Source organism: Thermobrachium celere DSM 8682 (assembly GCF_000430995.1).
Taxonomy (GTDB): domain Bacteria; phylum Bacillota; class Clostridia; order Clostridiales; family Caloramatoraceae; genus Thermobrachium; species Thermobrachium celere.
In genome coordinates this window covers 1488865-1514207 of the sequence record NZ_HF952018.1, presented here as the reverse complement: position 1 = coordinate 1514207, position 25343 = coordinate 1488865, and the positions used below count along the sequence as shown (strand labels likewise).

General features: G+C 32.0%; 25 protein-coding genes, 1 other RNA gene and 1 pseudogene. All 27 read left to right on the top strand.

All coding sequences use genetic code 11. The annotated features are described in order from the left end of the window. Window positions 1–16: 16 nt before the first annotated feature. Complete coding sequence (locus TCEL_RS07955; protein ID WP_278199761.1) at window positions 17–1210, top strand: phosphoglycerate kinase; 1194 nt, start codon at window positions 17–19, stop codon at window positions 1208–1210. Between the two features lie 56 nt (window positions 1211–1266). Next, window positions 1267–2013: a triose-phosphate isomerase gene (tpiA, locus tag TCEL_RS07950; RefSeq protein WP_018662960.1), complete on the top strand. Its 747-nt coding sequence runs from the start codon at window positions 1267–1269 to the stop codon at window positions 2011–2013. Window positions 2014–2024: 11 nt separating this feature from the next. Then, window positions 2025–3557, top strand: a complete 1533-nt coding sequence (gene gpmI / locus TCEL_RS07945; protein WP_018662958.1) for a 2,3-bisphosphoglycerate-independent phosphoglycerate mutase — start codon at window positions 2025–2027, stop codon at window positions 3555–3557. A 21-nt stretch (window positions 3558–3578) separates the two neighbouring features. Beyond that, the gene (gene eno, locus TCEL_RS07940; RefSeq protein WP_018662955.1) at window positions 3579–4877 is read left to right on the top strand and encodes a phosphopyruvate hydratase; all 1299 of its coding nucleotides are present in this window, start codon (window positions 3579–3581) and stop codon (window positions 4875–4877) included. 187 nt (window positions 4878–5064) lie between these two features. Then, the gene (gene secG, locus TCEL_RS07935; RefSeq protein ID WP_018662953.1) at window positions 5065–5301 is read left to right on the top strand and encodes a preprotein translocase subunit SecG; all 237 of its coding nucleotides are present in this window, start codon (window positions 5065–5067) and stop codon (window positions 5299–5301) included. Window positions 5302–5324: 23 nt separating this feature from the next. After that, on the top strand, window positions 5325–7346 hold the full coding sequence (locus TCEL_RS07930) for a sodium-translocating pyrophosphatase (RefSeq protein WP_018662951.1): 2022 nt from the start codon (window positions 5325–5327) through the stop codon (window positions 7344–7346). A 167-nt stretch (window positions 7347–7513) separates the two neighbouring features. Beyond that, complete coding sequence (locus TCEL_RS07925; protein WP_018662949.1) at window positions 7514–8083, top strand: sigma-70 family RNA polymerase sigma factor; 570 nt, start codon at window positions 7514–7516, stop codon at window positions 8081–8083. Between the two features lie 50 nt (window positions 8084–8133). Beyond that, a complete protein-coding gene (locus tag TCEL_RS07920) occupies window positions 8134–8685 on the top strand; it encodes an HDIG domain-containing metalloprotein (protein ID WP_018662947.1) in 552 nt (183 codons plus the stop codon). Between the two features lie 10 nt (window positions 8686–8695). Next, the gene (gene rnr, locus TCEL_RS07915; protein ID WP_018662945.1) at window positions 8696–10828 is read left to right on the top strand and encodes a ribonuclease R; all 2133 of its coding nucleotides are present in this window, start codon (window positions 8696–8698) and stop codon (window positions 10826–10828) included. A gap of 146 nt (window positions 10829–10974) precedes the next feature. Continuing rightward, a complete protein-coding gene (locus tag TCEL_RS07910; RefSeq protein ID WP_018662943.1) occupies window positions 10975–12183 on the top strand; it encodes an argininosuccinate synthase in 1209 nt (402 codons plus the stop codon). Continuing rightward, window positions 12180–13508 (top strand): argininosuccinate lyase, encoded by a 1329-nt coding sequence (gene argH, locus TCEL_RS07905; protein WP_018662941.1) that lies wholly within the window; start codon window positions 12180–12182, stop codon window positions 13506–13508. Before TCEL_RS07910 ends, argH begins: the two co-directional genes overlap by 4 nt. A gap of 1 nt (window position 13509) precedes the next feature. Next, on the top strand, window positions 13510–14301 hold the full coding sequence (locus tag TCEL_RS07900) for an ABC transporter substrate-binding protein (RefSeq protein WP_018662940.1): 792 nt from the start codon (window positions 13510–13512) through the stop codon (window positions 14299–14301). Window positions 14302–14316: 15 nt separating this feature from the next. Further along, window positions 14317–14976: an amino acid ABC transporter permease gene (locus tag TCEL_RS07895; protein ID WP_018662938.1), complete on the top strand. Its 660-nt coding sequence runs from the start codon at window positions 14317–14319 to the stop codon at window positions 14974–14976. After that, window positions 14969–15688 (top strand): amino acid ABC transporter ATP-binding protein, encoded by a 720-nt coding sequence (locus tag TCEL_RS07890; protein WP_018662936.1) that lies wholly within the window; start codon window positions 14969–14971, stop codon window positions 15686–15688. The genes TCEL_RS07895 and TCEL_RS07890 overlap by 8 nt, the downstream gene beginning before the upstream one ends. Window positions 15689–15826: 138 nt before the next feature. After that, a complete protein-coding gene (smpB, locus tag TCEL_RS07885) occupies window positions 15827–16297 on the top strand; it encodes an SsrA-binding protein SmpB (protein ID WP_479725389.1) in 471 nt (156 codons plus the stop codon). 3 nt (window positions 16298–16300) lie between these two features. Continuing rightward, window positions 16301–16652, top strand: a transfer-messenger RNA (tmRNA) gene (gene ssrA, locus TCEL_RS13205). A 167-nt stretch (window positions 16653–16819) separates the two neighbouring features. After that, on the top strand, window positions 16820–17092 hold the full coding sequence (locus tag TCEL_RS14225; RefSeq protein WP_278199758.1) for a recombinase family protein: 273 nt from the start codon (window positions 16820–16822) through the stop codon (window positions 17090–17092). Continuing rightward, complete coding sequence (locus TCEL_RS14105; protein WP_018662928.1) at window positions 17089–17958, top strand: recombinase family protein; 870 nt, start codon at window positions 17089–17091, stop codon at window positions 17956–17958. Before TCEL_RS14225 ends, TCEL_RS14105 begins: the two co-directional genes overlap by 4 nt. A gap of 338 nt (window positions 17959–18296) precedes the next feature. After that, a complete protein-coding gene (locus TCEL_RS07875) occupies window positions 18297–18572 on the top strand; it encodes a hypothetical protein (RefSeq protein WP_018662924.1) in 276 nt (91 codons plus the stop codon). Between the two features lie 675 nt (window positions 18573–19247). After that, the gene (locus TCEL_RS07870; RefSeq protein ID WP_018662922.1) at window positions 19248–20201 is read left to right on the top strand and encodes a hypothetical protein; all 954 of its coding nucleotides are present in this window, start codon (window positions 19248–19250) and stop codon (window positions 20199–20201) included. Window positions 20202–20743: 542 nt separating this feature from the next. After that, a complete protein-coding gene (gene istA, locus TCEL_RS07865; RefSeq protein ID WP_018662920.1) occupies window positions 20744–21940 on the top strand; it encodes an IS21 family transposase in 1197 nt (398 codons plus the stop codon). A 13-nt stretch (window positions 21941–21953) separates the two neighbouring features. After that, entirely contained in the window at window positions 21954–22622 is a 669-nt protein-coding gene (istB, locus tag TCEL_RS07860) for an IS21-like element helper ATPase IstB (protein ID WP_018662918.1), read from the top strand. A 13-nt stretch (window positions 22623–22635) separates the two neighbouring features. Beyond that, a complete protein-coding gene (locus TCEL_RS14395; protein WP_018662916.1) occupies window positions 22636–22809 on the top strand; it encodes an ATP-binding protein in 174 nt (57 codons plus the stop codon). After that, window positions 22805–23074, top strand: coding sequence for an ATP-binding protein (locus TCEL_RS14390; RefSeq protein WP_084739331.1), 270 nt, complete (start codon window positions 22805–22807; stop codon window positions 23072–23074). Before TCEL_RS14395 ends, TCEL_RS14390 begins: the two co-directional genes overlap by 5 nt. 345 nt (window positions 23075–23419) lie before the next feature. Continuing rightward, a pseudogene (locus tag TCEL_RS13190) lies at window positions 23420–23671 on the top strand (phage portal protein); the annotation flags it as partial. A gap of 648 nt (window positions 23672–24319) precedes the next feature. Then, window positions 24320–24745, top strand: a complete 426-nt coding sequence (locus TCEL_RS07845; RefSeq protein ID WP_040683782.1) for a hypothetical protein — start codon at window positions 24320–24322, stop codon at window positions 24743–24745. Between the two features lie 132 nt (window positions 24746–24877). Beyond that, a complete protein-coding gene (locus TCEL_RS07840) occupies window positions 24878–25267 on the top strand; it encodes a hypothetical protein (RefSeq protein WP_040683781.1) in 390 nt (129 codons plus the stop codon). Window positions 25268–25343 lie beyond the last annotated feature (76 nt).

The window sequence follows — 25343 nt, the reverse complement described above, 5'->3', positions numbered from 1 at the left end:
TTATGAAAGAGAGGTTTTGGGTATGAACAAGAAAACTGTTAGAGATATAGATGTTAGGGGAAAAAAGGTTCTTGTAAGATGTGACTTTAATGTTCCACAAGATAAGGAAGGAAATATAACTGACGATAGAAGAATAGTTGCAGCACTTCCAACTATTAAGTATCTTCTAGAAAATGGTGCAAAGGTAATATTAATGTCACACCTTGGAAGACCAAAGGAAGGATATGATGAAAAATATAGCTTAAAGCCAGTTGCTAAGAGACTTTCAGAACTTTTAGGACTTGAAGTTAAGCTTGCTGAAGATAAAGAAGTAGTAGGAGAAAATGCAGTAAGACTTGTTTCAGAAATGAAGGAAGGCGAAGTTGTTCTTCTTGAAAACGTAAGATTTATAAAGACAGAAACAAAGAACGATATGGATTTTGCTAAGAAGCTTGCATCACTTGCTGATATATTTGTAAATGATGCATTTGGTACAGCCCACAGAGCACACTCATCAACTGCAGGTGTAGCAGAATTCCTACCAGCTGTTGCAGGGTTCCTAATTGAAAAGGAAATTGAAATAATGGGTAAAGCTCTTGAAAATCCAGAGAGACCATTTGTAGCAATATTAGGTGGTGCAAAGGTTTCAGATAAGATAAATGTTATAAACAACCTAATTGAAAAGGTTGACAGACTAATAATAGGTGGAGGAATGGCTTACACATTCTTAAAGGCTCAAGGATTTGAAATAGGAAAATCACTTCTTGAAGAAGATAAGATAGATTATGCTAAGGAAATGCTAAAGAAGGCAGAAGAAAAGGGAGTTAAGGTATATCTTCCAGTTGACCATGTTGTTGCAAAGGAATTTAGCAATGATGCAGAAGCTATGACAGTAGATGTTGAAATTCCAGCAGACTACATGGGATTAGATATAGGTCCAAAGACTATTAAGCTATTTGAAGAGGCAGTTTTAGATGCTAAGACAGTTATCTGGAATGGACCTATGGGAGTATTTGAAATGCCAAAGTTTGCAGTTGGTACAAAGGCTGTTGCAGAAGCACTATCAAAGGTCAATGGAACAACAATTATAGGTGGAGGAGATTCAGCTGCAGCAGTTGAACAACTAGGATATGCTGAAAAGATGACTCACATTTCAACAGGTGGAGGAGCTTCACTAGAATTTTTAGAAGGTAAAGTTCTTCCAGGTATTGCAGCATTAAACGATAAGTAATAAAATATGCTAGGGGGTCTTACCCCTAGCCTAAATTCCTAAAAGGAGGAAAAATAATGAGAAAGCCAATTATAGCAGGAAACTGGAAAATGAACAAAACAGCAAAAGAAGCTGCACAATTCATTATTGAACTTAGAGATAAAGTTAAGGACGCTAAGTGTGAAGTAGTAGTATGTCCACCTTTTACATCACTTGCTCAAGTTTTAACTTTAGTTGAAGATACTAATATAGAAGTTGGGGCACAAAATATGCACTATGAAGAAAATGGTGCATTTACTGGTGAAATTTCACCTGTTATGCTTAAGGAACTTGGAGTAAAGTATGTAATTTTAGGACATAGTGAAAGAAGAATGTACTTTAAGGAAGACGATGAATTAATAAACAAGAAGGTTAAGTCAGCCTTCATACATGGATTAACACCAATTCTTTGTGTTGGAGAGCTTTTAGAAGAAAGAGAAGCAGGAAAGACATTTGAAGTAATAGATAAGCAATTAACAGAAGATCTAAAGGATGTAGATGCTGAAAATGTTGCTAAGATGGTTATAGCTTATGAACCAGTTTGGGCAATTGGTACAGGAAAGACAGCAACAGCAGAAGATGCAAATGAAGTAATCAAATACATAAGAGGCAAGATTAGAGAAATGTTTGGTGACAAGGCAGCAGATGAAATTAGAATACAATATGGTGGAAGTGTTAAGCCAAGCACAATTAAGGAACAAATGGCTCAAAGCGACATCGATGGTGCACTAGTTGGAGGAGCAAGCTTAAAAGTAGAAGATTTTGCAGCAATCGTTAATTATTAAGGAGGTAAAACATGCAGAAAAAACCTGTAATGCTAATGATACTTGATGGATGGGGTATCAATGAAAAGGCAGATGGCAATGCTATTGCTAGTGCAAACAAGCCAAATTTTGATAGACTTTGGAATGAATACCCCCATACAAAACTAAGTGCTAGCGGACTTGATGTTGGACTTCCTAGAGGACAAATGGGTAACTCAGAAGTAGGACATCTTAATATTGGTGCAGGAAGAATAATATATCAAGAATACACAAGAATAAATAAGGAAATTGAAGAAGGCGGATTTTTTAAGAACGATGCCTTCATAAAAGCAATTGAAAATGCAAAAAATAACAACAGTGATGTTCACCTAATGGGACTTCTTTCTGATGGTGGTGTTCATAGCCACATAGACCATCTTGAAGCATTAATAAAGCTATGTAAAGACATGGACTTTAATAGAGTATTTGTTCATGCCTTCTTAGATGGTAGAGATGTTCCGCCATCATCAGCTTTAGAATATGTTGATAGATTAGAAAAATACATGAAGGAAATAGGTGTAGGTAAAATAGCAACTATTTCTGGAAGATATTATTCAATGGATAGAGATAAGAGATGGGAAAGAACAAAGCTTGCATATGATGCAATGGTAAATGCACAAGGTGAAATTGCATCAAGTGCAAGAGAGGCTATAGAAAAATCATATTCAGAAAATAGAACAGATGAGTTTGTTCTTCCTACAGTAATAATTGAAAACGAAAGACCTGTTGCAAGAATAAAGGAAAATGACTCTGTAATATTCTTTAACTTCAGACCAGACAGAGCAAGACAAATAACAAGAGCACTTGTTGATGTTGAGTTTACAGGTTTTGAAAGAAATTACTTTAAAGTTTACTTTGTATGTATGACACAATATGATAAAACTATTGAAAATGTTGATATAGCGTATAGACCAGAAGTTCATAAAAATACTTTTGGTGAATATATAGCAAGCAAAGGCTTAAAGCAACTTAGAATAGCTGAAACAGAAAAGTATGCCCATGTTACATTCTTCTTCAATGGTGGAGTAGAAGCACCAAACAAAGATGAAGATAGAATACTAATTCCTTCACCAAAGGTTGCAACTTATGATCTACAGCCTGAAATGAGTGCATACCTTGTTGCAGATAGAGTATGTCAAGAGATTGATAAGGATATATATGACGTAATAATTTTAAACTTTGCAAATCCAGATATGGTTGGACATACAGGAGTATTTGATGCTGCAAAGAAGGCAGTAGAGGCTGTTGATGAATGTATTGGTAAGGTTGTAGCTAAGATTAGAGAAAAGGGTGGTACTGTACTAATTACTGCAGACCATGGAAATGCTGAAATGATGGTTGACTATGAAACAGGTGAACCATATACAGCACATACAACAAACTTAGTGCCATTTATCGTTGTTGGTGATGAAAAGGTTGACTTAAGAGATGGTGGAAGACTATGCGACATTGCACCAACAATGCTTGATATTATGGGAATAGATATTCCTGTTGAAATGACAGGAAAATCATTAATAATAAAATAATTTAAGAAAGGGGAAGTAAAAATGAAAAGATACCTAGAAATAATCGACGTTTATGCAAGAGAAGTTCTTGACTCAAGAGCAAACCCAACAGTTGAAGTAGAAGTAATTCTAGAAGATGGAACAGTAGGAAGAGCAATAGTTCCATCAGGAGCTTCAACTGGAGCATTTGAAGCAGTAGAATTAAGAGATGGAGATAAGTCAAGATACCTTGGAAAAGGTGTTCTAAAGGCTGTTGAAAATGTTAATACAATAATAGCTCCAGAATTAATTGGAATGAATGTATATGATCAAACTCTAATAGATAAGACTCTTATTGAATTAGATGGAACTGAAAACAAGGGTAAGCTAGGTGCAAATGCTATTCTTGGTGTTTCACTAGCAGTTGCAAGAGCAGCAGCTCAAAGCCTAGGACTACCACTATATCAATACATAGGTGGAGTAAACGCTAAGGTTCTTCCAGTACCAATGATGAACATATTAAATGGTGGAAAGCACGCAGATAACAATGTTGACATCCAAGAATTCATGATCATGCCAGTAGGTGCTCCAAACTTCAAAGAAGCACTAAGATGGTGTGCAGAAGTTTACCACTCACTAAAGAAGACTCTAAGTGCAAAGGGATACAATACAGCTATAGGTGACGAAGGTGGATTTGCACCAAATCTTAAGTCAAACGAAGAAGCAATTCAAGTTATACTTGAAGCAGTAGAAAAGGCTGGATATAAGCCAGGTGAACAAATAGCAATTGCTATAGACGCTGCTGCAACAGAACTTTACAAGGAAGATGGAAAGTATCATCTAGAAGGAGAAGGAAGAGTTCTAACTGCAGCTGAAATGGTTGACTTCTGGGCACAACTTGTAGAAAAGTATCCAATAGTTTCATTAGAAGACGGTCTTGCAGAAGAAGACTGGGAAGGTTGGAAGTTACTAACTGAAAAGCTTGGTTCAAAGATTCAGCTTGTTGGAGACGACCTATTTGTTACAAACACAAAGAGACTATCAAGAGGAATTGAAATGGGAGTTGCAAACTCAATACTTATAAAGCTTAACCAAATAGGTACTCTAACTGAAACTCTAGAAGCTATCGAAATGGCTGAAAGAGCAGGATATACGGCAGTTGTATCACACAGATCAGGTGAATCAGAAGATACTACAATAGCAGACCTAGTTGTTGCTACAAACGCTGGTCAAATTAAGACTGGTGCTCCATGTAGAACAGATAGAGTTGCTAAGTACAATCAATTACTAAGAATTGAAGATGAACTAGCAGAAGTTGCTAAGTATCTTGGAAGAGATGCCTTCTACAATGTTAAAAAGTAATTAAATTTTATAATTTAAAGGGAGCTCTGCTCCCTTTTTTGATATACTTTTAATAGTAACACCTGCAATTAAATAATGTAGCACAATAGTTGAACTTTTAACGAAATATTCTGAAAAATATTGAGTTATTTTAACATATATGTTAAAATACTTATATACTTAGACTAATAAGTGGGGAGGTGGAAAGGTGAAGACATTTGTTACAATCCTTCATGTAATTTTCAGCTTACTAGTTATTATTTCTGTATTTATGCAACCTTCTAAGGTTTATGGTCTATCAACAACAATTTCAGGTGGGGCAGAAACTTTCTTTGGTAAAAACAAATCAAGAACTATTGAAGCTAAGCTTCAAAGAGTTACTATTATTTCAATGGTGTTATTTGCAATTACATCAATAATCCTTGTATATCTTGCAAATAAATAATTGGCAGAAGGGGGATAAAAGAAATGAATAATCAATTAATTGTGCTAGCACCAATTGCAGGTGTTATTGCTTTACTTTTTGCATATTTTTTATCAAATAAGATAAGTAAGGCTGATGCTGGAAATGAGAGAATGAAGGAAATTTCAAGCTACATACATGAAGGGGCTATGGCATTTTTAACAAGAGAGTATAAAACATTATCAATTTTTATTATAGTTGTTTTTATAGTGCTTGTATTATTTATAGATTGGAAAACAGCAGTATGTTTCTTATTTGGGGCATTATTTTCAATTTTAGCAGGTTTCTTTGGAATGCAGGTTGCAACTAAGGCAAATGTTAGAACTGCTCAAGCTGCAACTAAGGGTCAAAATAAAGCACTTGAGATAGCATTCTCAGGTGGAGCTGTTATGGGGATGTCAGTTGTAGGTTTGGGACTTCTTGGTCTTGGAGTTTTATATTTAATATTCCAAGACTCTAATATAGTAACTGGTTTTGGACTTGGTGCAAGTTCAATTGCGTTATTTGCACGTGTTGGTGGAGGAATATATACAAAGGCTGCAGACGTTGGAGCTGACCTAGTTGGTAAGGTTGAGGCTGGAATCCCAGAGGATGACCCAAGAAATCCAGCAGTTATTGCTGACAATGTTGGTGATAACGTAGGAGACGTAGCAGGAATGGGTGCAGACCTTTTTGAGTCCTATGTTGGATCAATCATATCTTCATTAACTCTAGGAGCAGTTTTATTTAAGAGTGGAGAAGGTATAATATTCCCTCTAGTATTAGCTGCTGTTGGAATTATTTCTTCAATAATTGGTTCATTATTTGTAAAAGGTGATGAAAATTCAAATCCACAAAAGGCTCTTAAGAATGGTACATATGTAAGCAGTGTACTAATATTGATTGCATCATTCATTTTAAGTAAGTCTATATTTGGAAATCTTAAAGCATTTTGGGCAATTGCAGCAGGATTAATAGTAGGAGTTATCATAGGACAGTTAACAGAAATGTACACATCAGCTGACTTTAGACATGTAAAGAAGATTGCTAAGCAGTCAGAAACAGGACCAGCAACTAACATAATATCAGGTCTATCAGTTGGTATGTATTCAACTGTTCTACCAATAGTATTTATATCAGTTGCAGTTTTACTATCCTTCTTTATAATGGGTGGATATAGCAATGCTACTATGGGACTTTATGGTATAGCACTTGCAGCTCTAGGTATGCTTTCAACAACAGGAATGACAGTAGCAGTAGATGCTTATGGTCCAATTGCGGACAATGCAGGTGGTATTGCTGAAATGTCAGGGCTTCCAAAGGAAGTAAGAAAAATCACAGATACACTTGATTCAGTAGGAAATACAACAGCTGCAATAGGAAAGGGATTTGCAATAGGTTCAGCTGCACTTACAGCTCTTGCACTATTTGCTTCATATTCACAAGCAGTTGGAATCCAAAAGATTGACTTACTAAATCCAATAACTTTAGTTGGTGTACTTCTTGGAGGAGTTTTACCATATTTCTTTGGAGCACTTTCAATGGAGGCTGTTGGTAAAGCTGCAAACCACATGATAGAAGAAGTTAGAAGACAGTTTAGGGAAATTCCAGGTCTTATGGAAGGAAAAGCAACACCAGATTATAAGACCTGTGTTGATATATCAACTCAAGCAGCACTAAAGGAAATGGTTCTTCCAGGAGTTCTTGCAGTAGTAGTTCCAATATTAGTTGGTTTATTACTTGGTGCAGAAGCATTAGGAGGACTTATAGCTGGTGCTGTTGTATCAGGAGTATTGGTTGCAATTTTAATGGCTAACTCAGGTGGTGCTTGGGATAACGCAAAGAAGTTTATTGAAACTGGTGAACATGGTGGAAAGGGAAGTTTTGCCCATAAGGCAGCAGTTGTTGGAGATACTGTTGGTGATCCATTTAAGGATACAGCAGGTCCATCAATGAATATATTAATAAAGCTTATGACAATTGTTGCACTTGTATTTGCACCACTATTTGTAAAGTATGGTGGAATGTTATTAAATATGTTAAAATAGCTCGAAATATTTCCTAGGAAATAAAAAAGCGGTATGGACTGATTTAATAAGTCTATACCGCTTTTTATATTTTGTAACAATATAGATTTAAAAAACCAAATGATGTATAATAATTATAATATGTGAAAAAAATAGTAATTGATGCAGAAAAATGAGGTGTTGAAAGATTGAAGCAGGAGAAGTTACTAAAGATTGATGGCGAATTTGTTGTAATGACATTTGATCAGGTTTTTGATAAGTATAAAAACATGGTCTATCAAATATGCAACAAATGGAAAAATGTCATTGAATTGAGTGATTTATACCAAGTAGCATCAATAGGATTATACAAAGCCTTTACTTCCTATGACATGAAAAAGGACATTGAATTTTCAACAGTAGCATACACATACATTAAGAATGAAATAAGAAGTTTTTATAGAGAAGCAAAAAAGCATTTTGGATATCTTTCATTAAATGAAGAAATGTTTGAAGAGGGGAATGAAAAATTAATAGATTCTATAAAGGATGAAGGGTTTGAAGAACATATTTTAGAGGAAATATCAAAAAAACAGGATTTGTCTAGGGTATATACAGCAATGAGACATCTTACAGAAAGACAGAAGAGCATATTTACAAAGTATTACCTAGAAGGAAAAACTATGCAGGAAATAGCCGATAAGTACGGATTTCATGTAAGTTATATAGGGAAAGTTTTAAAAAACTCAATAAAAAAGATAAAAGACAATATTGAATAAATTATACATACAAATTAATTCAAATGAAAAAAATAAAAGGAGAGAGGAATATGAAGAGGGAAGAAGCATTAAGGGAAATTACAAGTAGGGTATCAAATCAAAACTTAATAAATCATATGGTGGCAGTCGAAGCTATTATGAAAGGTTTGGCAGAAAAATTAGGAGAAGATAAGGAAAAGTGGATGCTATGTGGTCTACTTCATGACATTGATTATGAAGAGACAATGGATGCACCAGAAAAACACAGTATTGTTGGAGCAGAAATATTAAAAAATCTTGGTCTAGATGAGGATATTGTCTATGCAGTTAAGGTTCATAATGAGATACATGGTTTTGAAAGAAAAAGTCTTATGGATAAAGCACTTTGGGCAGCAGATCCATTAAGTGGGCTTATAACTGCCTGTGCACTAGTTATGCCAGATAAAAAATTGGAAAACGTAACTACAGAATCAGTAATAAAGAAGATGAAGAAGAAAGATTTTGCAAGGGGTGCAAATCGAGATCAGATTAAATCAATTGAAGAGATAGGAATATCACTTGAGGAGTTTATTGAAATAGGCTTAAGTGAAATGAAAAAGATAGCACAAGAAATAGGATTATAGAGGTGATTGTATGAGTCTTATTAAGGAGAAAATACTTGCATTTATGAGGGAAGAGGCATATAAGCCAATGACAGCAGAGGAACTAGCACTAATTTTTGATATTGACAAGAATGAGTGGCAAAAGTTTTACAAAATATTAGATGAAATGGAGAAGGATGGACAAATAATAAAAACAAGAAAAGAAAGATATGGTATTCCTGAAAGGATGAATCTTGTTGTTGGAAGGCTACAGGGACATAGCAAAGGATATGGCTTTGTTATACCAGATAAAGAAGGAGAACCTGACATATTTATACCTGCAGAAGGTATAAATGGTGCAATGCATAATGATAGAGTTATTGCAAGAATAACAAGGGCAGCAATCAAAGATAAAAAGATTGAAGGAGAAATAATAAGAATTCTTGAAAGGGCAAATAAGAGAATTGTAGGAAGGTTTGAAAAGAGCCAAAACTTTGGTTTTGTTGTTCCAGATGATAAAAGAATATACCAAGATATATTCATTTCTAAATCAAATATGGGAAAGGCAAAGGATGGACAGAAGGTTGTTGTTGAGGTTACAAAATGGCCAGAAAAGAGAAGAAATCCAGAAGGAAAGATAATTGAGGTATTAGGCAGTCCTAATACACCTGGCGTTGATATATTATCTGTTATAAAGAAATACAATCTTCCTGAGGAGTTTCCAGCTGAAGTTGAAGAATATGCTAATGCTATTCCAGATGAAATACCAGAAGATGAAATTAAAAGAAGAAGAGATTTAAGGGATAAAAAGATTGTAACAATAGATGGTGAAGACGCAAAGGACTTAGATGATGCCGTATCAATCGAAAAACTTCCAGATGGAAAGTATAAATTGGGTGTTCATATAGCAGATGTAACTTACTATGTAAAGGAGCGTTCTCCACTTGATAAGGAAGCATTTAAGAGAGGAACTAGTGTATATTTAGTTGATAGAGTAATACCTATGCTTCCAAAGAAGTTATCAAATGGTCTGTGTAGTTTAAATCCAAAGGTAGATAGGCTTACTTTAAGCTGTGAAATGATTATTGACCAAAATGGTAAAGTTGTAAGCCATGAAATATTTGAAAGTGTGATTAAAACTTGTGAAAGAATGACATATACAGATGTTACAAAGATACTAAGAGATAAAGATCCAGAATTAATGAAGAGGTATGATTATCTATTAGAAGACTTTAAACTAATGGAAGAATTGTGCATGATATTATATAAAAAGAGGATGCAGAGAGGAGCATTAGATTTTGACTTTGAAGAATGTAAGATAGTTTTAGATGAAAAGGGTAAACCAATTGAAATAAAACCATACGAAAGAGAGATTGCCAACAGAATAATTGAAGAATTTATGCTTGTATGTAATGAAACAATTGCAGAACATATGTATTGGGTTGGAGTACCATTTGTATATAGAATACATGAGGACCCAGATGAAGAAAAACTGCTTAACTTTAGTGAGTTTATACACAACTTAGGATATGTATTAAGAGTGACAAAGGAAATTCATCCTAAGGTTCTTCAGGATATATTAGAGCAGGTTAAGGGTAAAGATGAAGAAGTTGTAGTAAGTACGCTTCTTTTAAGATCCTTAAAGCAAGCAAGGTATTCACCAGAATGTATAGGGCACTTTGGACTTGCAGCAAAGTATTACTGCCATTTTACTTCACCAATAAGAAGATACCCAGATTTAATAATTCATAGGATTATAAAGGAACATTTAAAGGGTAAGATAGACCAAAAGAGAGAACAAAAACTTAAGAGACTTGTAGAAGAGGCAGCAAAGCAGTCAAGTGATATGGAGAGAGTGGCACAGGAGGCAGAAAGAGAAACAGATGATATTAAGAAGGTTGAATATATGATGGAAAGAATAGGTCAGGTATATCCAGGTATAATATCATCTGTAACTTCCTTTGGTATGTTTGTTGAACTTGAAAATACAATAGAAGGATTAGTTCATATAAGCAACTTAACAGATGATTACTATATTTATGATGACAAACATCATTGCCTAATCGGTGAAAGAACTAAGAAGAAATATAGATTAGGAGATAAGGTGGTAATAAAGGTTGTTAAAGCAGATTTAGAAACAAGGACAATAGATTTTGTAATTGCAGATGAATATGAGGAAGAATAGTTTTCATAAAGGGCAGGTATCAAATTTAATACCTGCCCTTTATATTTTTATAAATATACAAAAAATATTATAAAAATACTTGCATAAAAATAAAACTAATTGTATAATTATAAACATAAATTGAATATTAATTCGGGGGTGAAAGGATGAATAAGGTTGTTTTAGCCTATTCTGGAGGGCTAGATACATCAATAATTATTCCTTATCTTAAGGAAAATTTCGACTTAGAGATTATCGCGGTATATGTTGATGTAGGACAGGGTGAGGATACTGACTACATAAGACAAAAAGCCTTAAAGTCAGGAGCTTTTAAGGTTTATATAGAGGATGCAAGACGTGAATTTGCTTATGAATATTTATCAAAGGCAATTAAATCTAGGGCTATGTATGAAGGAAAATATCTTTTGGGAACTTCCTTTGCAAGACCACTTATAACCAAAAAGCTTGTTGAGATTGCTGAAAAGGAAGGAGCAGAATATATTGCCCATGGATGTACAGGAAAAGGGAATGACCAAGTAAGATTTGAGGTTTCAATATATGCATTAAATCCAAACATAAAAGTTATTGCACCTTGGAGAATATGGAATATAAAGTCTAGAGAGGATGCAATAGATTATGCAAATGAAAAAGGAATAGAAGTACCAGTAACTAAGGAAAAGATTTATTCAGTTGATAAAAATCTTTGGCATATAAGCCATGAAGGAGGAGATTTAGAGGACATTTCAAATCCTCATAAAACTTCAATATATCAAATAGTAAAGCCTTTAGAAGAATCAAAAAATGAACCAGACTATATAGAGGTTGTATTTGAAAAGGGAGAAGTAAAATCAGTAGATGGAATATGTGACTTGGTTGAGATTATTGAATATTTAAATAAGATTGGTGGAGAGCATGGAATAGGTGTAGTAGATATATTGGAAAACAGACTTGTAGGTATGAAGTCAAGAGGAGTATATGAAACTCCAGCAGGAACTATTTTATATGCAGCCCATAGAGAACTTGAATATGCAGTTTTAGATAAAGATACTCTTCATTACAAAGAAATATTAGTGCATAAATATGCAGAAATCGTGTATAACGGACTATGGTTTACAACACTAAGAGAGGCCCTTGACTCCTTTATAGATACTACTCAAAAGAATGTAACAGGAAAGGTAAAACTAAAATTGTTTAAAGGAAATGTTATTCCATATGGTGTATATACAGATAATGCCCTATATGACAAAGAGATTTCATCCTTTGGATTTAGTGAGCTTTACAACCACAAGGATGCAGAAGGTTTTATAAAACTATTTGGACTACCAGTAAAGATTAAATCATTAAAGCAAAAGCACAAAGAGGAAGTGAATTTATGAAGCTTTGGGGTGGACGATTTAGCAAAGATACAAATGAACTTATGAAAAAATTCAATAGTTCCTTTTATATAGATAAAAGACTATATAAACAGGATATTAAAGGGAGTATTGCCCATGTTAGAATGCTCGGTAAGGTTAATATTTTAAGCACAGAAGAAGTAGACAAGATTATAAATGGACTTGAAGGAATTTTAAAAGATATAGAAGAAGGGAGCTTAAAACTAGAAGGAGATTATGAAGACATACATTCCTTTGTAGAGGCAAATCTTTTAGAAAGAATAGGAGAGACTGCAAAAAAGCTTCATACATCAAGAAGTAGAAACGATCAGGTGGCAGTTGATATGAAGATGTTTGTAAAGGATGAGGTTTTTAATACGGTTTTTAAAATTGATAATTTAATTGAATGTTTAATAAAAAAGGGAAGGGAAAATGAATATTTAATGCCTGGATTTACACATCTTCAACCTGCACAGGTTATAACCTTTAGATATCATCTTATGGCATATGTTGAAATGCTAAAAAGGGACAAAAAAAGGCTTTTAAATGCACTATATATTTTAGATGAAAGTCCCCTTGGAAGCTGTGCACTTGCTGGAACAACAAATGAAATAGATAGAGAGTTTACAGCAAGTGAGCTTGGATTTAGATGCATAACTAAAAATTATTTAGACAGTGTAAGTGACAGGGATTATCTTATAGAGATTTTATCAGCCTTTTCAATACTTATGATGCACTTAAGCAGGCTGTCTGAAGAGATTATAATTTGGACTACACCACAATTTAAATTTGTAACATTAAGCGATGAATATTCGACAGGAAGTAGTCTAATGCCCCAAAAGAAAAATCCAGATTCTCTTGAGCTTATAAGAGGAAAGACAGGAAGGGTGTATGGAGGATTAATAAATATTCTTACAACTCTAAAAGCACTGCCACTTGCCTATAATAAGGACATGCAGGAGGATAAGGAATGTTTCTTTGATGCCATAGATACAGTAAATATTTGTATTGATGTTATGACTGGGGTTATAGATACAATGAAGGTTAATAAAGAGGAGATGCTAAAATCCCTAAAAAAAGGATATATAAATGCAACTGAGGTTGCTGATTATCTTGTAAAAAAAGGAGTTCCCTTTAGGGATGCACATGAAATTGTAGGAAGAATTGTACTTTACTGTGAAAAAACAAATAGAGCGATAGAGGATTTAAAATTAGAAGAACTTAAGAGTTTTTCTGAGGAAATAGAGGAAGATATATACGAATATATTGAGTATTCCAACATACTTAAGAAGGGAAATAAAAAATATATTTTAATGGAGGTAGAATAGTATGAAAAAGATTATGGCAATTTTAGTTTGTTTAGTTTTGATGCTTTCAACAATAAGCTGTGGTAAAAACGCAAAACAAGATGAACTAAGCAAGATAAAAAAGGCGGGAAAGATAGTTTTAGGAACAAGTGCAGATTATCCACCATATGAGTTCCATAAGGTTATTAATGGTAAAGATGAAATAGTTGGTTTTGATATTGATATAGCAAAGAAGATTGCAGAGGATTTAGGTGTTGAACTTGAAATAAAGGACATGAAGTTTGATGGTCTCCTTGCTGCACTTCAAGCAGGAAAGATTGATTTTATTGTATCTGGCATGACTCCAACAGAGGAGAGAAAAAAGAGCGTTGATTTTTCAGATGTATACTACTATGCTGTTCAAACTGTAGTTATTCGTGCAGAGGATAAGGAAAAGTACAAAACTTTAGAGGATTTAAAGGGGGCAAAAGTAGGAGTTCAAAAGGGATCAATCCAAGAGGGACTTGCACAAAAGTATATGTCTAATTCAGAAATTAAGTCAGTTGGAAAAATTTCTGATATATTCTTAAGCCTAAAGGATAAAAAGATTGATGCAGCAATTATAGAACAGCCAGTTGCACAGGCAAATGTAAATAAAAATCCTGATTTAGTAATATCAGAAATAAAGCTTCCAAATGAAGATGCAGGTTCAGCAATTGCAGTAAGAAAGAATTCAGGAGCACTTTTAGATGAAATAAATAAAACTTTGAAAAAGCTAATGGATGAAAAGAAGATAGAAGAGTTTGTAATTAAGGCAAATGAGCTTGTAGATTAATAAGGAGGTAGGCTAGTGAACTTTGATTTTTTAACAAAATACTATAGCTTTTTTATACAGGGAACAAAATTCACAGTGTTCATAGCTTTCTTTTCTGTTATTTTAGGTATAATCTTTGGAACAATTCTATCATTGATGAGGATTTCAAATAATAAAATCTTAAAAGTAGTATCCACATCTTATATTGAATTTATGAGGGGTACCCCCCTCCTTGTTCAACTATTTATCATTTACTATGGACTTGACTTTTCAAATTTAATTGGTGGGAGCTTTGGAGACATAGCATCTGGTATTGTTACACTATCCTTAAACAGTGCAGCCTATGTTGCAGAGATCATAAGATCAGGTATTCAGTCAGTAGATAAAGGACAAATGGAGGCAGCACGAAGCCTTGGAATGACATATAAAATGGCAATGAGATATGTAATTTATCCTCAAGCATTTAAAAATATACTTCCTGCTCTTGTAAATGAATTTATTGTGGTTATAAAAGAATCATCGATTGTTTCAATCATTGGTATACATGAACTTATGTACAATGCAGATACTGTAAGAGGTGTAACATTTAGACCCTTTGAGCCACTTATTATAGCAGCTATTATTTACTTTATTTTAACTACTTCTCTATCTAGACTATTAGGTAATTTAGAAAGGAGATTGAAGTTAAGTGATTGAGGTTAAGAAGCTAAATAAAAGATTTAAAAATTTACATGTGTTAAAAGATGTTGATTTAAAGGTCCAAAAGGGAGAAGTGGTTGTAATAATAGGTCCGAGTGGTTCAGGTAAAAGTACACTTTTAAGATGCTTAAATCTACTAGAGGTTCCTGAGAGTGGAGATGTTATATTTGAAGGAATAAAGATAAATGACAAAGATGTTGATATTAATAAGATAAGACAGAAAATGGGGATGGTGTTTCAAAGCTTTAACCTGTTTCCTAATATGACTGTGCTTGAGAACATTACAATTTCACCAATTAAGCTAAAGAAAAAGCCTACTGAAGAGGCGAATAGAACAGCCCTTGATCTTTTAAGAAGGGTTGGACTTGGTGATAAGGCAAATTATTATCCTTCAAAGTTATCTGGTGGACAAAAACAGAGAGTAGCAATAGCAAGAGCACTTGCTATGGAGCCAGATGTTATGCTCTTTGATGAACCAACATCAGCCCTTGATCCTGAAATGGTAAAGGAAGTCTTGACGGTAATGAAGGAGCTTGCATATGATGGAATGACTATGGTTATAGTAACTCACGAAATGAATTTTGCAAAGGAAGTTGGAGATAGAATAATATTTATGGATGGTGGAAAAATTGTTGAAGAGGGAAGTCCTGATGATATTTTTACATCTCCAAAGAGTGAAAGATTAAGAGAATTTTTAAGCCATTTTTAGATTTGCCAACTATATTTTAGTTGGCAAGTCTTATGATATGATAATTATTTATAGGTTGACTTTACTTTTTTAGTAATATATGATATATTGACATTAAAGGTATTATGATGTATCATATATAACGCATAAGCTGTGGTGATAGAGATGAAGGATCAAATTAAGACATTAGCAGAGAATAGAAAAGCAAGACACGATTATTTCATTGAAGAAACTTATGAAGCAGGAATTGAGCTTGTAGGTACAGAAGTAAAATCAGTAAAGCTAGGAAAAGCTAATTTGAAAGATAGCTATGCAGAAGTTAAAAATGGAGAGCTTTATGTATACAATCTCCATATAAGCCCATATGAAAAGGGAAACATATTTAATAAAGATCCACTAAGACCAAGAAGGCTCTTAATGCATAAAAGTGAAATTAGAAGACTTGCTGGTTTAGTATCACAAAAGGGATATACACTTATTCCACTATCACTATATCAAAAAAGAGGATTAGTTAAAATGCAGCTTGCACTTGCAAAAGGTAAGAAGCTGTATGATAAGAGAGAAGACATTGCAAAGAGAGATGCAATGAGGGAAATTGAAAAACATTTTAAAGAAAAGTACCGCTACTAACATGGGGGCGTCTAGGATTTCGACGGGGGAGGTAGTGGTTCAGGAAGCGAGCCGAGGACCCCGGTACCTCGTAAAAAAACTGGGAGTAAAAATAAACGCAAACGATAATCTAGCTCTAGCTGCCTAATAACAGGTAGCCGTCCTACTCGGGAGGCCCACGGCCTGAGATAGGGCGTCGACTAGTGGGGAACGGGCCTATCTAAGCTTTGCGATAGGTCGGCATCTATGAAGCTACTGAAGTCTGAATCCTGTCAGTGGGAGTCAGATGGAGGGAATGTCAAAACACTGACTGCGCTCGGAGATGCCTGGATGGCTACTCCTTCGGACAGGGGTTCGATTCCCCTCGCCTCCACCATATTGAACTATGATTTTGATACAATGTGTATGAAGCCTTGAGAAATCAGGGCTTTTTTGTTTTGTAGTTTTAATTTGCTTGGAGGCGAGAGGAATTAATTAAAATAGAGTAACTAAAATGGAAACATTTATACTTTAGATATCATGGAAGAAGTTTTAAAAACAATAATGAGTTCTTTAGCACAAGAAGAATCAAGGTCAATAAGTGAAAATGTAACATGGGGACAAAGAAAAAGATTTGCAGATAGAAAGGTGAGCCTTCCATACAAGCATTTTTTAGGATATGAAAAAGGAGAAGATGGAGTTTTAAAGATTGTTGAGGAAGAAGCAAAGATTGTAAGAATGATATATAAAATTTTTTTAGAAGGCAAAACGCCATTAAGTATAGCTGAATATTTAACAGAGAATAATATTTCAACACCAGCAGGTAAAAATAAATGACACCAAGCACAGTTTTAAGTATTCTTCAAAACGAAAAATACAAAGGTGATGCAATTCTTCAAAAGACTTTAACACTAGATTTTCTAACTAAGAAAAGAAAGAAAAACGAAGGAGAAGTTCCACAGTATTATGTTGAAAATAGCCATCCTCCAATTATACCACCTGAATTATTTGATTTAGTTCAGACTGAGATAAAAAAGAGAAAAGAAGTAAAGGGATATAAAACAGGAGGTAGCTGCTTTTCAGGAAAGATTGTATGTGGCGAATGTGGAAGTTTTTATGGCAGAAAGGTTTGGCATTCTAATAGTAAATATAGAAGAGTTATATGGCAGTGTAACTCTAAGTTTAAGAATGATAAAAAGTGCACCACACCACATCTTTATGAGGATAAAATAAAGAAGGCTTTCGTTGAAGTATTCAATAGCTTGATTAATAATAAGGAAGAAATTTTAAAAGGATATGAAGATATCATACAATCCTTAACAGATACTACAAAGCTTGATATGGAAAGTGTTAAGCTACAAAGCGAATTAGAAATAGTTACTGAAATAATTAGAAAATGTGTAGAGGAAAATGCTCATAAAGCTTTAAACCAAGAAGATTATAACGAAAAATATGATGCACCAGTTGAAAGGCATGAAAGTTTTAAAGAGGAACTTGAAAGGATAGAGGAGAAACGATTAGAGCAAACTGCAAAGAAGGAGAAAATTTTAGAGTTTATTAAGGAACTTGAATCAAGAGAAGGTTTAGTTACAGAGTTTGATGAGGAACTTTGGATAGGAGTAGTTGATAGGGTGGTTGTAAAAAGGGAAGGGAAAATATCTTTTGTGTTTAAGGATGGAATGGAAGTGGAATGGGATATATAGCGTGGTTATTAACAACCACAAGGTTGGCTAAAGATGTAGCTGGCTTTGTGGGTGATTTATTGTGTTTTGAAAAGTATAAATGGATTTATTAAGTTAAACATATGTAGAATTATATAGTAATTAGTTGGAAATTTATTATTGATATAATTGGTATATAGAGGTAAAATAGAAAATACAGTAAATAGCAAACAAGTGTGTGCACATACTTAAGAATTATAGTATTAGATGCGTGCAGAATATGAAAATTAAAATTGTGGATAATTTTAACGATATTGATGCTACTGGTTTTGTTAATGCTTTAGAAGATGAAAATATAAAATAAAGTTGAGAGGGTTTATATGAGAATAAAAGTATATGCGATATTAGGAATACTAATGGAGGTAATTTACTTACTTATATTTATACCAAAGTTACGACTTCAATATATTCCTTTTGATGGGCCAACAATAAATAAGTTTCTAGTTTATAAAATGTATTTTGAATACTTAGATAAAAAAGATTTATTATTAAATTTTATACTTACAGCTTTATTTTGGTCAACTATTTTTACAATAGCTACTTTAAGTATTATTTGTTTGATTAATACTGTATTAAGAAACAAGGGTAAAAGGTAAGAACAGCTATTAATATCGGCTCTTTGTAAATAGTTGGGGCGGGTATTCTATTAGAATATCTGTCCTTTTACAATTCTATAAAATGAACCATTATATCAAAATCATCATCCAAAGAAATAGCTAGCATCTGAATAAAGTGCTTTTTTGTATTTAAATAAAAAATGGGGCTTTTTACCACTCAAACATTTATTATAGAATCTCTTTTTTATATAAGGGATAGTAATACCGGTTAATGAATTAAATGGATATTATAGATAAAGAATTTTTAAATGTCCCTTTATTATATGGAGCCAAATTATATTAAATGGAATTATGAATAAGTTGTTGGTAGATTAACATTAAGATAATGTTTTTATTTACCACATGCAGAATAACGTAGTAAAATATAGAAAAACTATTATTGACTGGATATATATATATATAATTAACTAAATAAGTTTTCATAAGTGTGTGTACACATAATAAGAAATGAAATTTTCATAGGATAATTATGCTTGGGATACTCAAAGTGCAGTAAATAAGAATTCTATAAGGATATTTAGAGCAACATCAACATGGAATGATCATTTGTGGGGATTTGGTAGTGTTGCAAGTGACATGGTTTCATACTCAAATAATCCATCTGCTTATTCTAAATATGAGGCAGACATATGGTAAAGAGAGAGGAGGAATACAATGAAAAAGTATAATTTAATGAGGTGTATTTTAATTATTATCCTTACTGGATTCATATCTGGATGTAATGGCAGCTTGAATGATGATAAACTAGTTAAAATCAAAGTCAATCCCTTAGGTATAACAGGTTCAGGTGGGAATTTTAATAAACTTAACATTGGCATTGATAAAAACAATATTCCTCAAAAGTGTAAAGTATATAAAGTGAAGGCTCCTAAAATAGATATTAATCAAATCAAAGAAAAGGCAAATAAGTTAGGAATCGAAGGAAAACTTACCGAAGATAAAAAAATTATTAGAGTAAGAGGAGAAACAGGTGATTTAATAGTTGATAAAATTACAGGGTCTGAGAGATATTTTACAAAACAAATGCGAGGAGATGTAGAGCCTAAACCAATTAAAAATATTTTAAAAGATGAGGAATATGTAAAATTAGCTAGTGACTTTTTAAATAAATATGGTTTTTCAAAACCCAATATTGTACTTAAAGGAGTAAATAAGGGTTATAGAATTGGTACTGTTGATAAACAAGGTAATGAAACACAATCAGTTGCTAAGGTAGAAGTAATGTTTGAAAGCAAACCTGTTGATGGAATTAAATATACTGGTATAGGACCAAAAATTTCTGTTTGGTTTGGAGATAATGGAGAGATAATTGGTTATAGTTCTATATGGAGAGAAATAGAGGAAGTAGGTAACTATCCATTAATATCTATAGATGAAGCAGTTGAAAATATTAAGAAAGGTAAGGCATTAATATATAATTTAAGTAATAGTGATGAAGAGGGAACTATAGAGAGTTGGGAATTAGTTCTATGGAGTGATCCAGATGGTTATGAACAAAAATATGTAATTCCTCATTATATATTCAAAGGTAAAACTAAGGATGGCAGGGTATTTACTATTGTCACTCGAGCTATATCTAATACGTATATAGAAGAGAGTAAATCTTAAAATATTGATTATCCAATTGTAGAAATGAAAGTAAAACCTGAATAATGACTGTATTTGCCAAGGAAAAATCACATTTTTTCGGTTGAAAGTAAGAAACTAAAATTAATTGACTAGATAGGACTTTATCACATTTGGCAAAATTGAGAAAATAATTTGATTGTGAGAAAATAAATAGAATAATGATTTGATAATGATATTGGGTAAAAATTTACAAAAGTAAAATCTATATTGTATCAAAAACATCGTCTAAAGACATATTTGAACTATGATTTTGATACAGTAGATAGAAGCCTTGAGAAATCAGGGCTTTTTTGCTTTTTGAGGTTCTTTGTTAATAGTTGGGGCGGGTATTTGATTAGAATGACTGTCTTTCTTATTTAAGAAGGATTTAAATGAATAGATCGGATGATGGAGAGTACCCTAAAAATATACATAGCAAAAAGATGTAAATGATAAAATCAAAATGTACGAAAAGTGGAAAATAAAAATGTACAAAATTGTACAAGTATTTGGTATCCTTCTTAATGGGAGGGATACCAAATATGATGAATATAATAGCTCAATTAAATATATTAAAAGCTATGGAACTAAAGCCTAATTATTCAGAACTTGCAAGAGAATATGGGATGGATAGAAGAACTGTAAAGAAATATTTTGAAGGGTATGAGGGAAAACCAAAAACTAAAAATAAAACAAGTAAATTGGACAAGTATTACGATGAAATAAAAGCGAAGCTTGCAATTAAAGGAACTACTGTTAAAGCAGTTTATGAATTCTTTGTTAGCAAAGGTTATGATATAGGCACATATTCAAATTTTAATAAATATGTTAAAAGAAAAGGATTAAAACCAACCAAAAAAATAATGGCTCATCCAAGATTTGAAACACCCGAAGGAGAGCAAGCTCAAGTAGATTGGAAGGAGGAGATTAAGCTAACTTCAAAATATGGGGAAGAATATATTATCAATGTTTTTAACTTTAAACTTGGTTTTTCAAGGTATTGTTACTTTGAATTAAGAGAAACTAAGACTCAACAAGATCTGTTTGAATGCTTAATTAATGCATTTAAAACAATAGGAGGTGTTCCAAAGTCGATACTCTTTGATAACATGAAGACTGTAGTTGATATAGAAAATGGCAGGAGAAAGGTAAATAATAAAATGAAGGCATTTGCTGATGATTTTGGTTTCAAAATTCTTTTATGTAAACCAAGACATTCATTTACCAAGGGTAAAGTAGAATCATCAAATAAATTTATTGACTGGATAATTCCATATGATGGTGAGTTTAAAGATATAGAAGAATTAAAAAATATAATAAATGAAATTAATAAAAAGGTTAATCAATCTGTTAGTCAAACTACCGGTATACCGCCATTAGCTTTATTTCAAAAGGAAAAGGAGTATCTATCCCCTCTACCTTGTACCAATATCATAGAAAGTTACTTAAACTTTGAGCAGAAAGTAAAAGTATACAAAGATTCCATGATATATTACAAGGGAAATAGATACTCCGTCCCTGAAAAATACATAAATAAAAATGTAACCATTAAAGCTGTTAATAATGAGTTACAGATATATTTTAACACAGATTTGATTTGTGTACATACATTAAATAATAAAAAACTGAATTATCTTCCTGAACACTACAAATCAATAATGAAGAATACTATAAAAAATGCAGAAGATTTAGATCAAATTTGTAATGAAAACTTAAACCGTTTAGATAATTTATTATAGGAAAGGTGGTTCAATGAATAATTATATAAAGCTACTTAATAATTTAGATGAACTTGGTCTAATAAATATAAAAAACAACATAGATACTTATCTGAATTTAATTAATTCTGGTGAAAAAAGTGTTATTGATGCTCTTTATGAACTTAGCAATTTAGAGCTAAAATCAAAGCAAGAAAAAGCCATTCTTGCTTGTGTAAAAACAGCTAACTTTCCATTTCTTAAAGAGATTGATGATTTTGAATTTGAATTTCAACCAAGTATAAACAAACAACAAATCTTGGACTTGAAAAGTCTAAGATTTGTTGAAAATAATGAAAATATTTTGTTTGTAGGAACACCTGGTGTTGGTAAGACGCATCTTGCTACTTCTTTAGGAATTGAATGTGCCAAACACAGGTATTCAACTTATTTCATTCATTTTCAAGAACTAATGGCTCAACTTAAAAAAGCGTTAGCTGAAAACCGTTTAGAAGCAAGATTGAAGCATTTTTCAAAATATAAAGTTTTAATAATTGATGAAGTTGGATATTTACCTATTGATATAGATACAGCCAATATATTTTTTCAACTAATATCTAAACGATATGAAAAACACTCAACCATTATTACAACTAACATGCCTTTTTCAAGTTGGGGAGAAGTATTTGGTTCAGCAACNATAATGAAAATATTTTGTTTGTAGGAACACCTGGTAGTTGGTAAGAACGCATCTTGCTACTTCTTTAGGAATTGAATGTGCCAAACACAGGTATTCAACTTATTTCATTCATTTTCAAGAACTAATGGCTCAACTTAAAAAAGCGTTAGCTGAAAACCGTTTAGAAGCAAGATTGAAGCATTTTTCAAAATATAAAGTTTTAATAAATTGATGAAGTTGGATATTTACCTATTGATATAGATACAGCCAATATATTTTTTCAACTAATATCTAAACGATATGAAAAACACTCAACCATTATTACAACTAACATGCCTTTTTCAAGTTGGGGAGAAGTATTTGGTTCAGCAACAATTGCTAATGCAATATTGGATAGATTATTACATCATTCACATGTTATATCTATAAAAGGTCCTTCATACAGATTAAAATCTAAAATGAAATATTTTAACAGTTCTTCCAATACATCATCATAGTACAATTTTTGTACATAAATATATTCCACTTTTTGTGCAAAAATATATTGACATTTACAAAAGATAAAGGGTAGTTGTTTGTGATGCAATTATTGTGCACTTGTTGGATGCCTCCTTTCAAATTGTGTGTGTATAATTTATTTTACCAGGCATCTAAAACAGGTGCATATTTTTTTGTAAAAAAATATGATGGGGCTATGACCAAACATTTATTATAGAACCTTACTTTTATGGGGTAATGCCCATGCACAAATAATTAGAAATAAAAAAGGTGAAATAATTGAGTTTTGGCCTCTTATGCCAAATAGAATGGAGATTTAAATGGATTAAAAATATAGGTATGTAACTGACATTGGCGAAGTTATCCTACAAAAAGAGGAAGTATTTCATGCAGTAGGTCTTGGATTTGGTGGTTTTGATGGATATTCACCTATTCAGATGGCAAGAAAAGCTATTGGACTTTCAATTGCAACAGAAGAGTTTGGAGCAAGGTTCTTTGCAAATGGTGCAAGGCCTGGAGGAATACTAGAACACTCTAATATTGTAAAGGCCTTGAAAGGCTTAGGCAATCTTAAGAAGAAGTATATAAAGGAATAAAAAATTCACATAAGATTGTAATATGATTTACATAGGTAATTTTTGAAAATGGTCAAAGTTATATGAATGGACTACAAATAATGAAAAGTATGAATTAGATAAAACAGCAATACCAAGTTGTTTAGAAGAGCATTTGAACTATATAAATAAATATATGGGCTCACCTGATGATAGTAGCATTCAAATAGATTTGCTTTTACCTATAAAGGAGAAGGTTAAATAGAAAATAGTTAAAATAGTTTTATTGGACTTAATATGTATTTTGTAAATAATTAAAAAATTTGTTATTGATATAATTTATGCTTATAGTATATAATGGTAATAAAAGGAAATACAGAAAATGAATTAGATATTAACTTAAAATTAGTGTAATTTTATTAGATTATTGCAGAATTAGATTTTATTAAAATGTGAATGTCTTTTAAGATATGTTTAATTTTTAAACGAATTAAAGTGACTTGAAAGCTTGAAATAAACATACAATTGGTAGTTAAGAAAAATTTATTAATAAATACATAGGAATTAAAATAGGTAAAAATAAACAAATATTAATAAAAAGAAGGTGTTACTATTAATAGAAAAATAACTAAAATAATTATTTTATCAATAATATCAATAATTGTATTGCTGATATTGCAATTTAAACCTTTGCTTAATTATTTTAACAATATAATTATATACAAAGAAACTCACATTAATTTATACAATAAAAAACCTATTTTTAAAGCTGAATCTTCACCAAGTTTTCATGGTGATGGGATAGATTATTATGTATATCAACTAAAAAAAGAAGATTTTGATTTTATATTGAGTGACAATATAAATAATTATAAATGGAATAGATTACCCATAAATAAAGAGATATATAGTATTATTGATAAACAACTTACTCACGATATTGAACTAGCAAATTCACTTAAAAACTCAAGCTATAGCCCGATACCAAATGTAAAAAATGGATATTATTTATTTGTAAATAAAAATAGCAATGAAAAAGATTATTACTTTAATTTTAAGTTATATATATTAGATGTAGAGAATTTTTTACTTTATTTAATAAAATATGATTCTTAATTTTTACTGGTATCCTTATCACAAATACTTTTAAATTGAGATGAACATAATTATTTTAAGGGGCGGAGCCTTATATAGAAGAATATATATTCTTTGGAATTGGTATCACTTTGGCTTTAGGGAGAAATAAATATGAATGTTATTAAGAGATATTTTGTAATATTATTTATTGTCATTGTTTCTACAGTGATTGCAGGATGCGAATCAGTGGTTAATAAAAATGCTGTATTAGTTATTAAAAATGATTCGGATGAACAGATTTATAATGTTAAACTCACATACACTTCAAGTAAAGAAGTTGTTGAAATAGGAGTTATAAACCCTAAAGATAAATATGAACATATTATTAATAACAAACAAGAAGACTCAATTACATTGTATTATATAGATCCATTAGGTGTTGAACATAAGGAAAATGCTGTTGGGTATATAGTTAAAGGAATGAAAGGAACAACTGTATTGATTATTTATAAGAATGATAAAAGTAATTGGGGTGTTAAAAAAGAAAGCGTCAAAAATTAATTATCTTCAATTTTTTTAAATTGACATAAAAAAAATCCTAGTAAGGTAGATAACTTTACTAGGATTGATTCTTTAT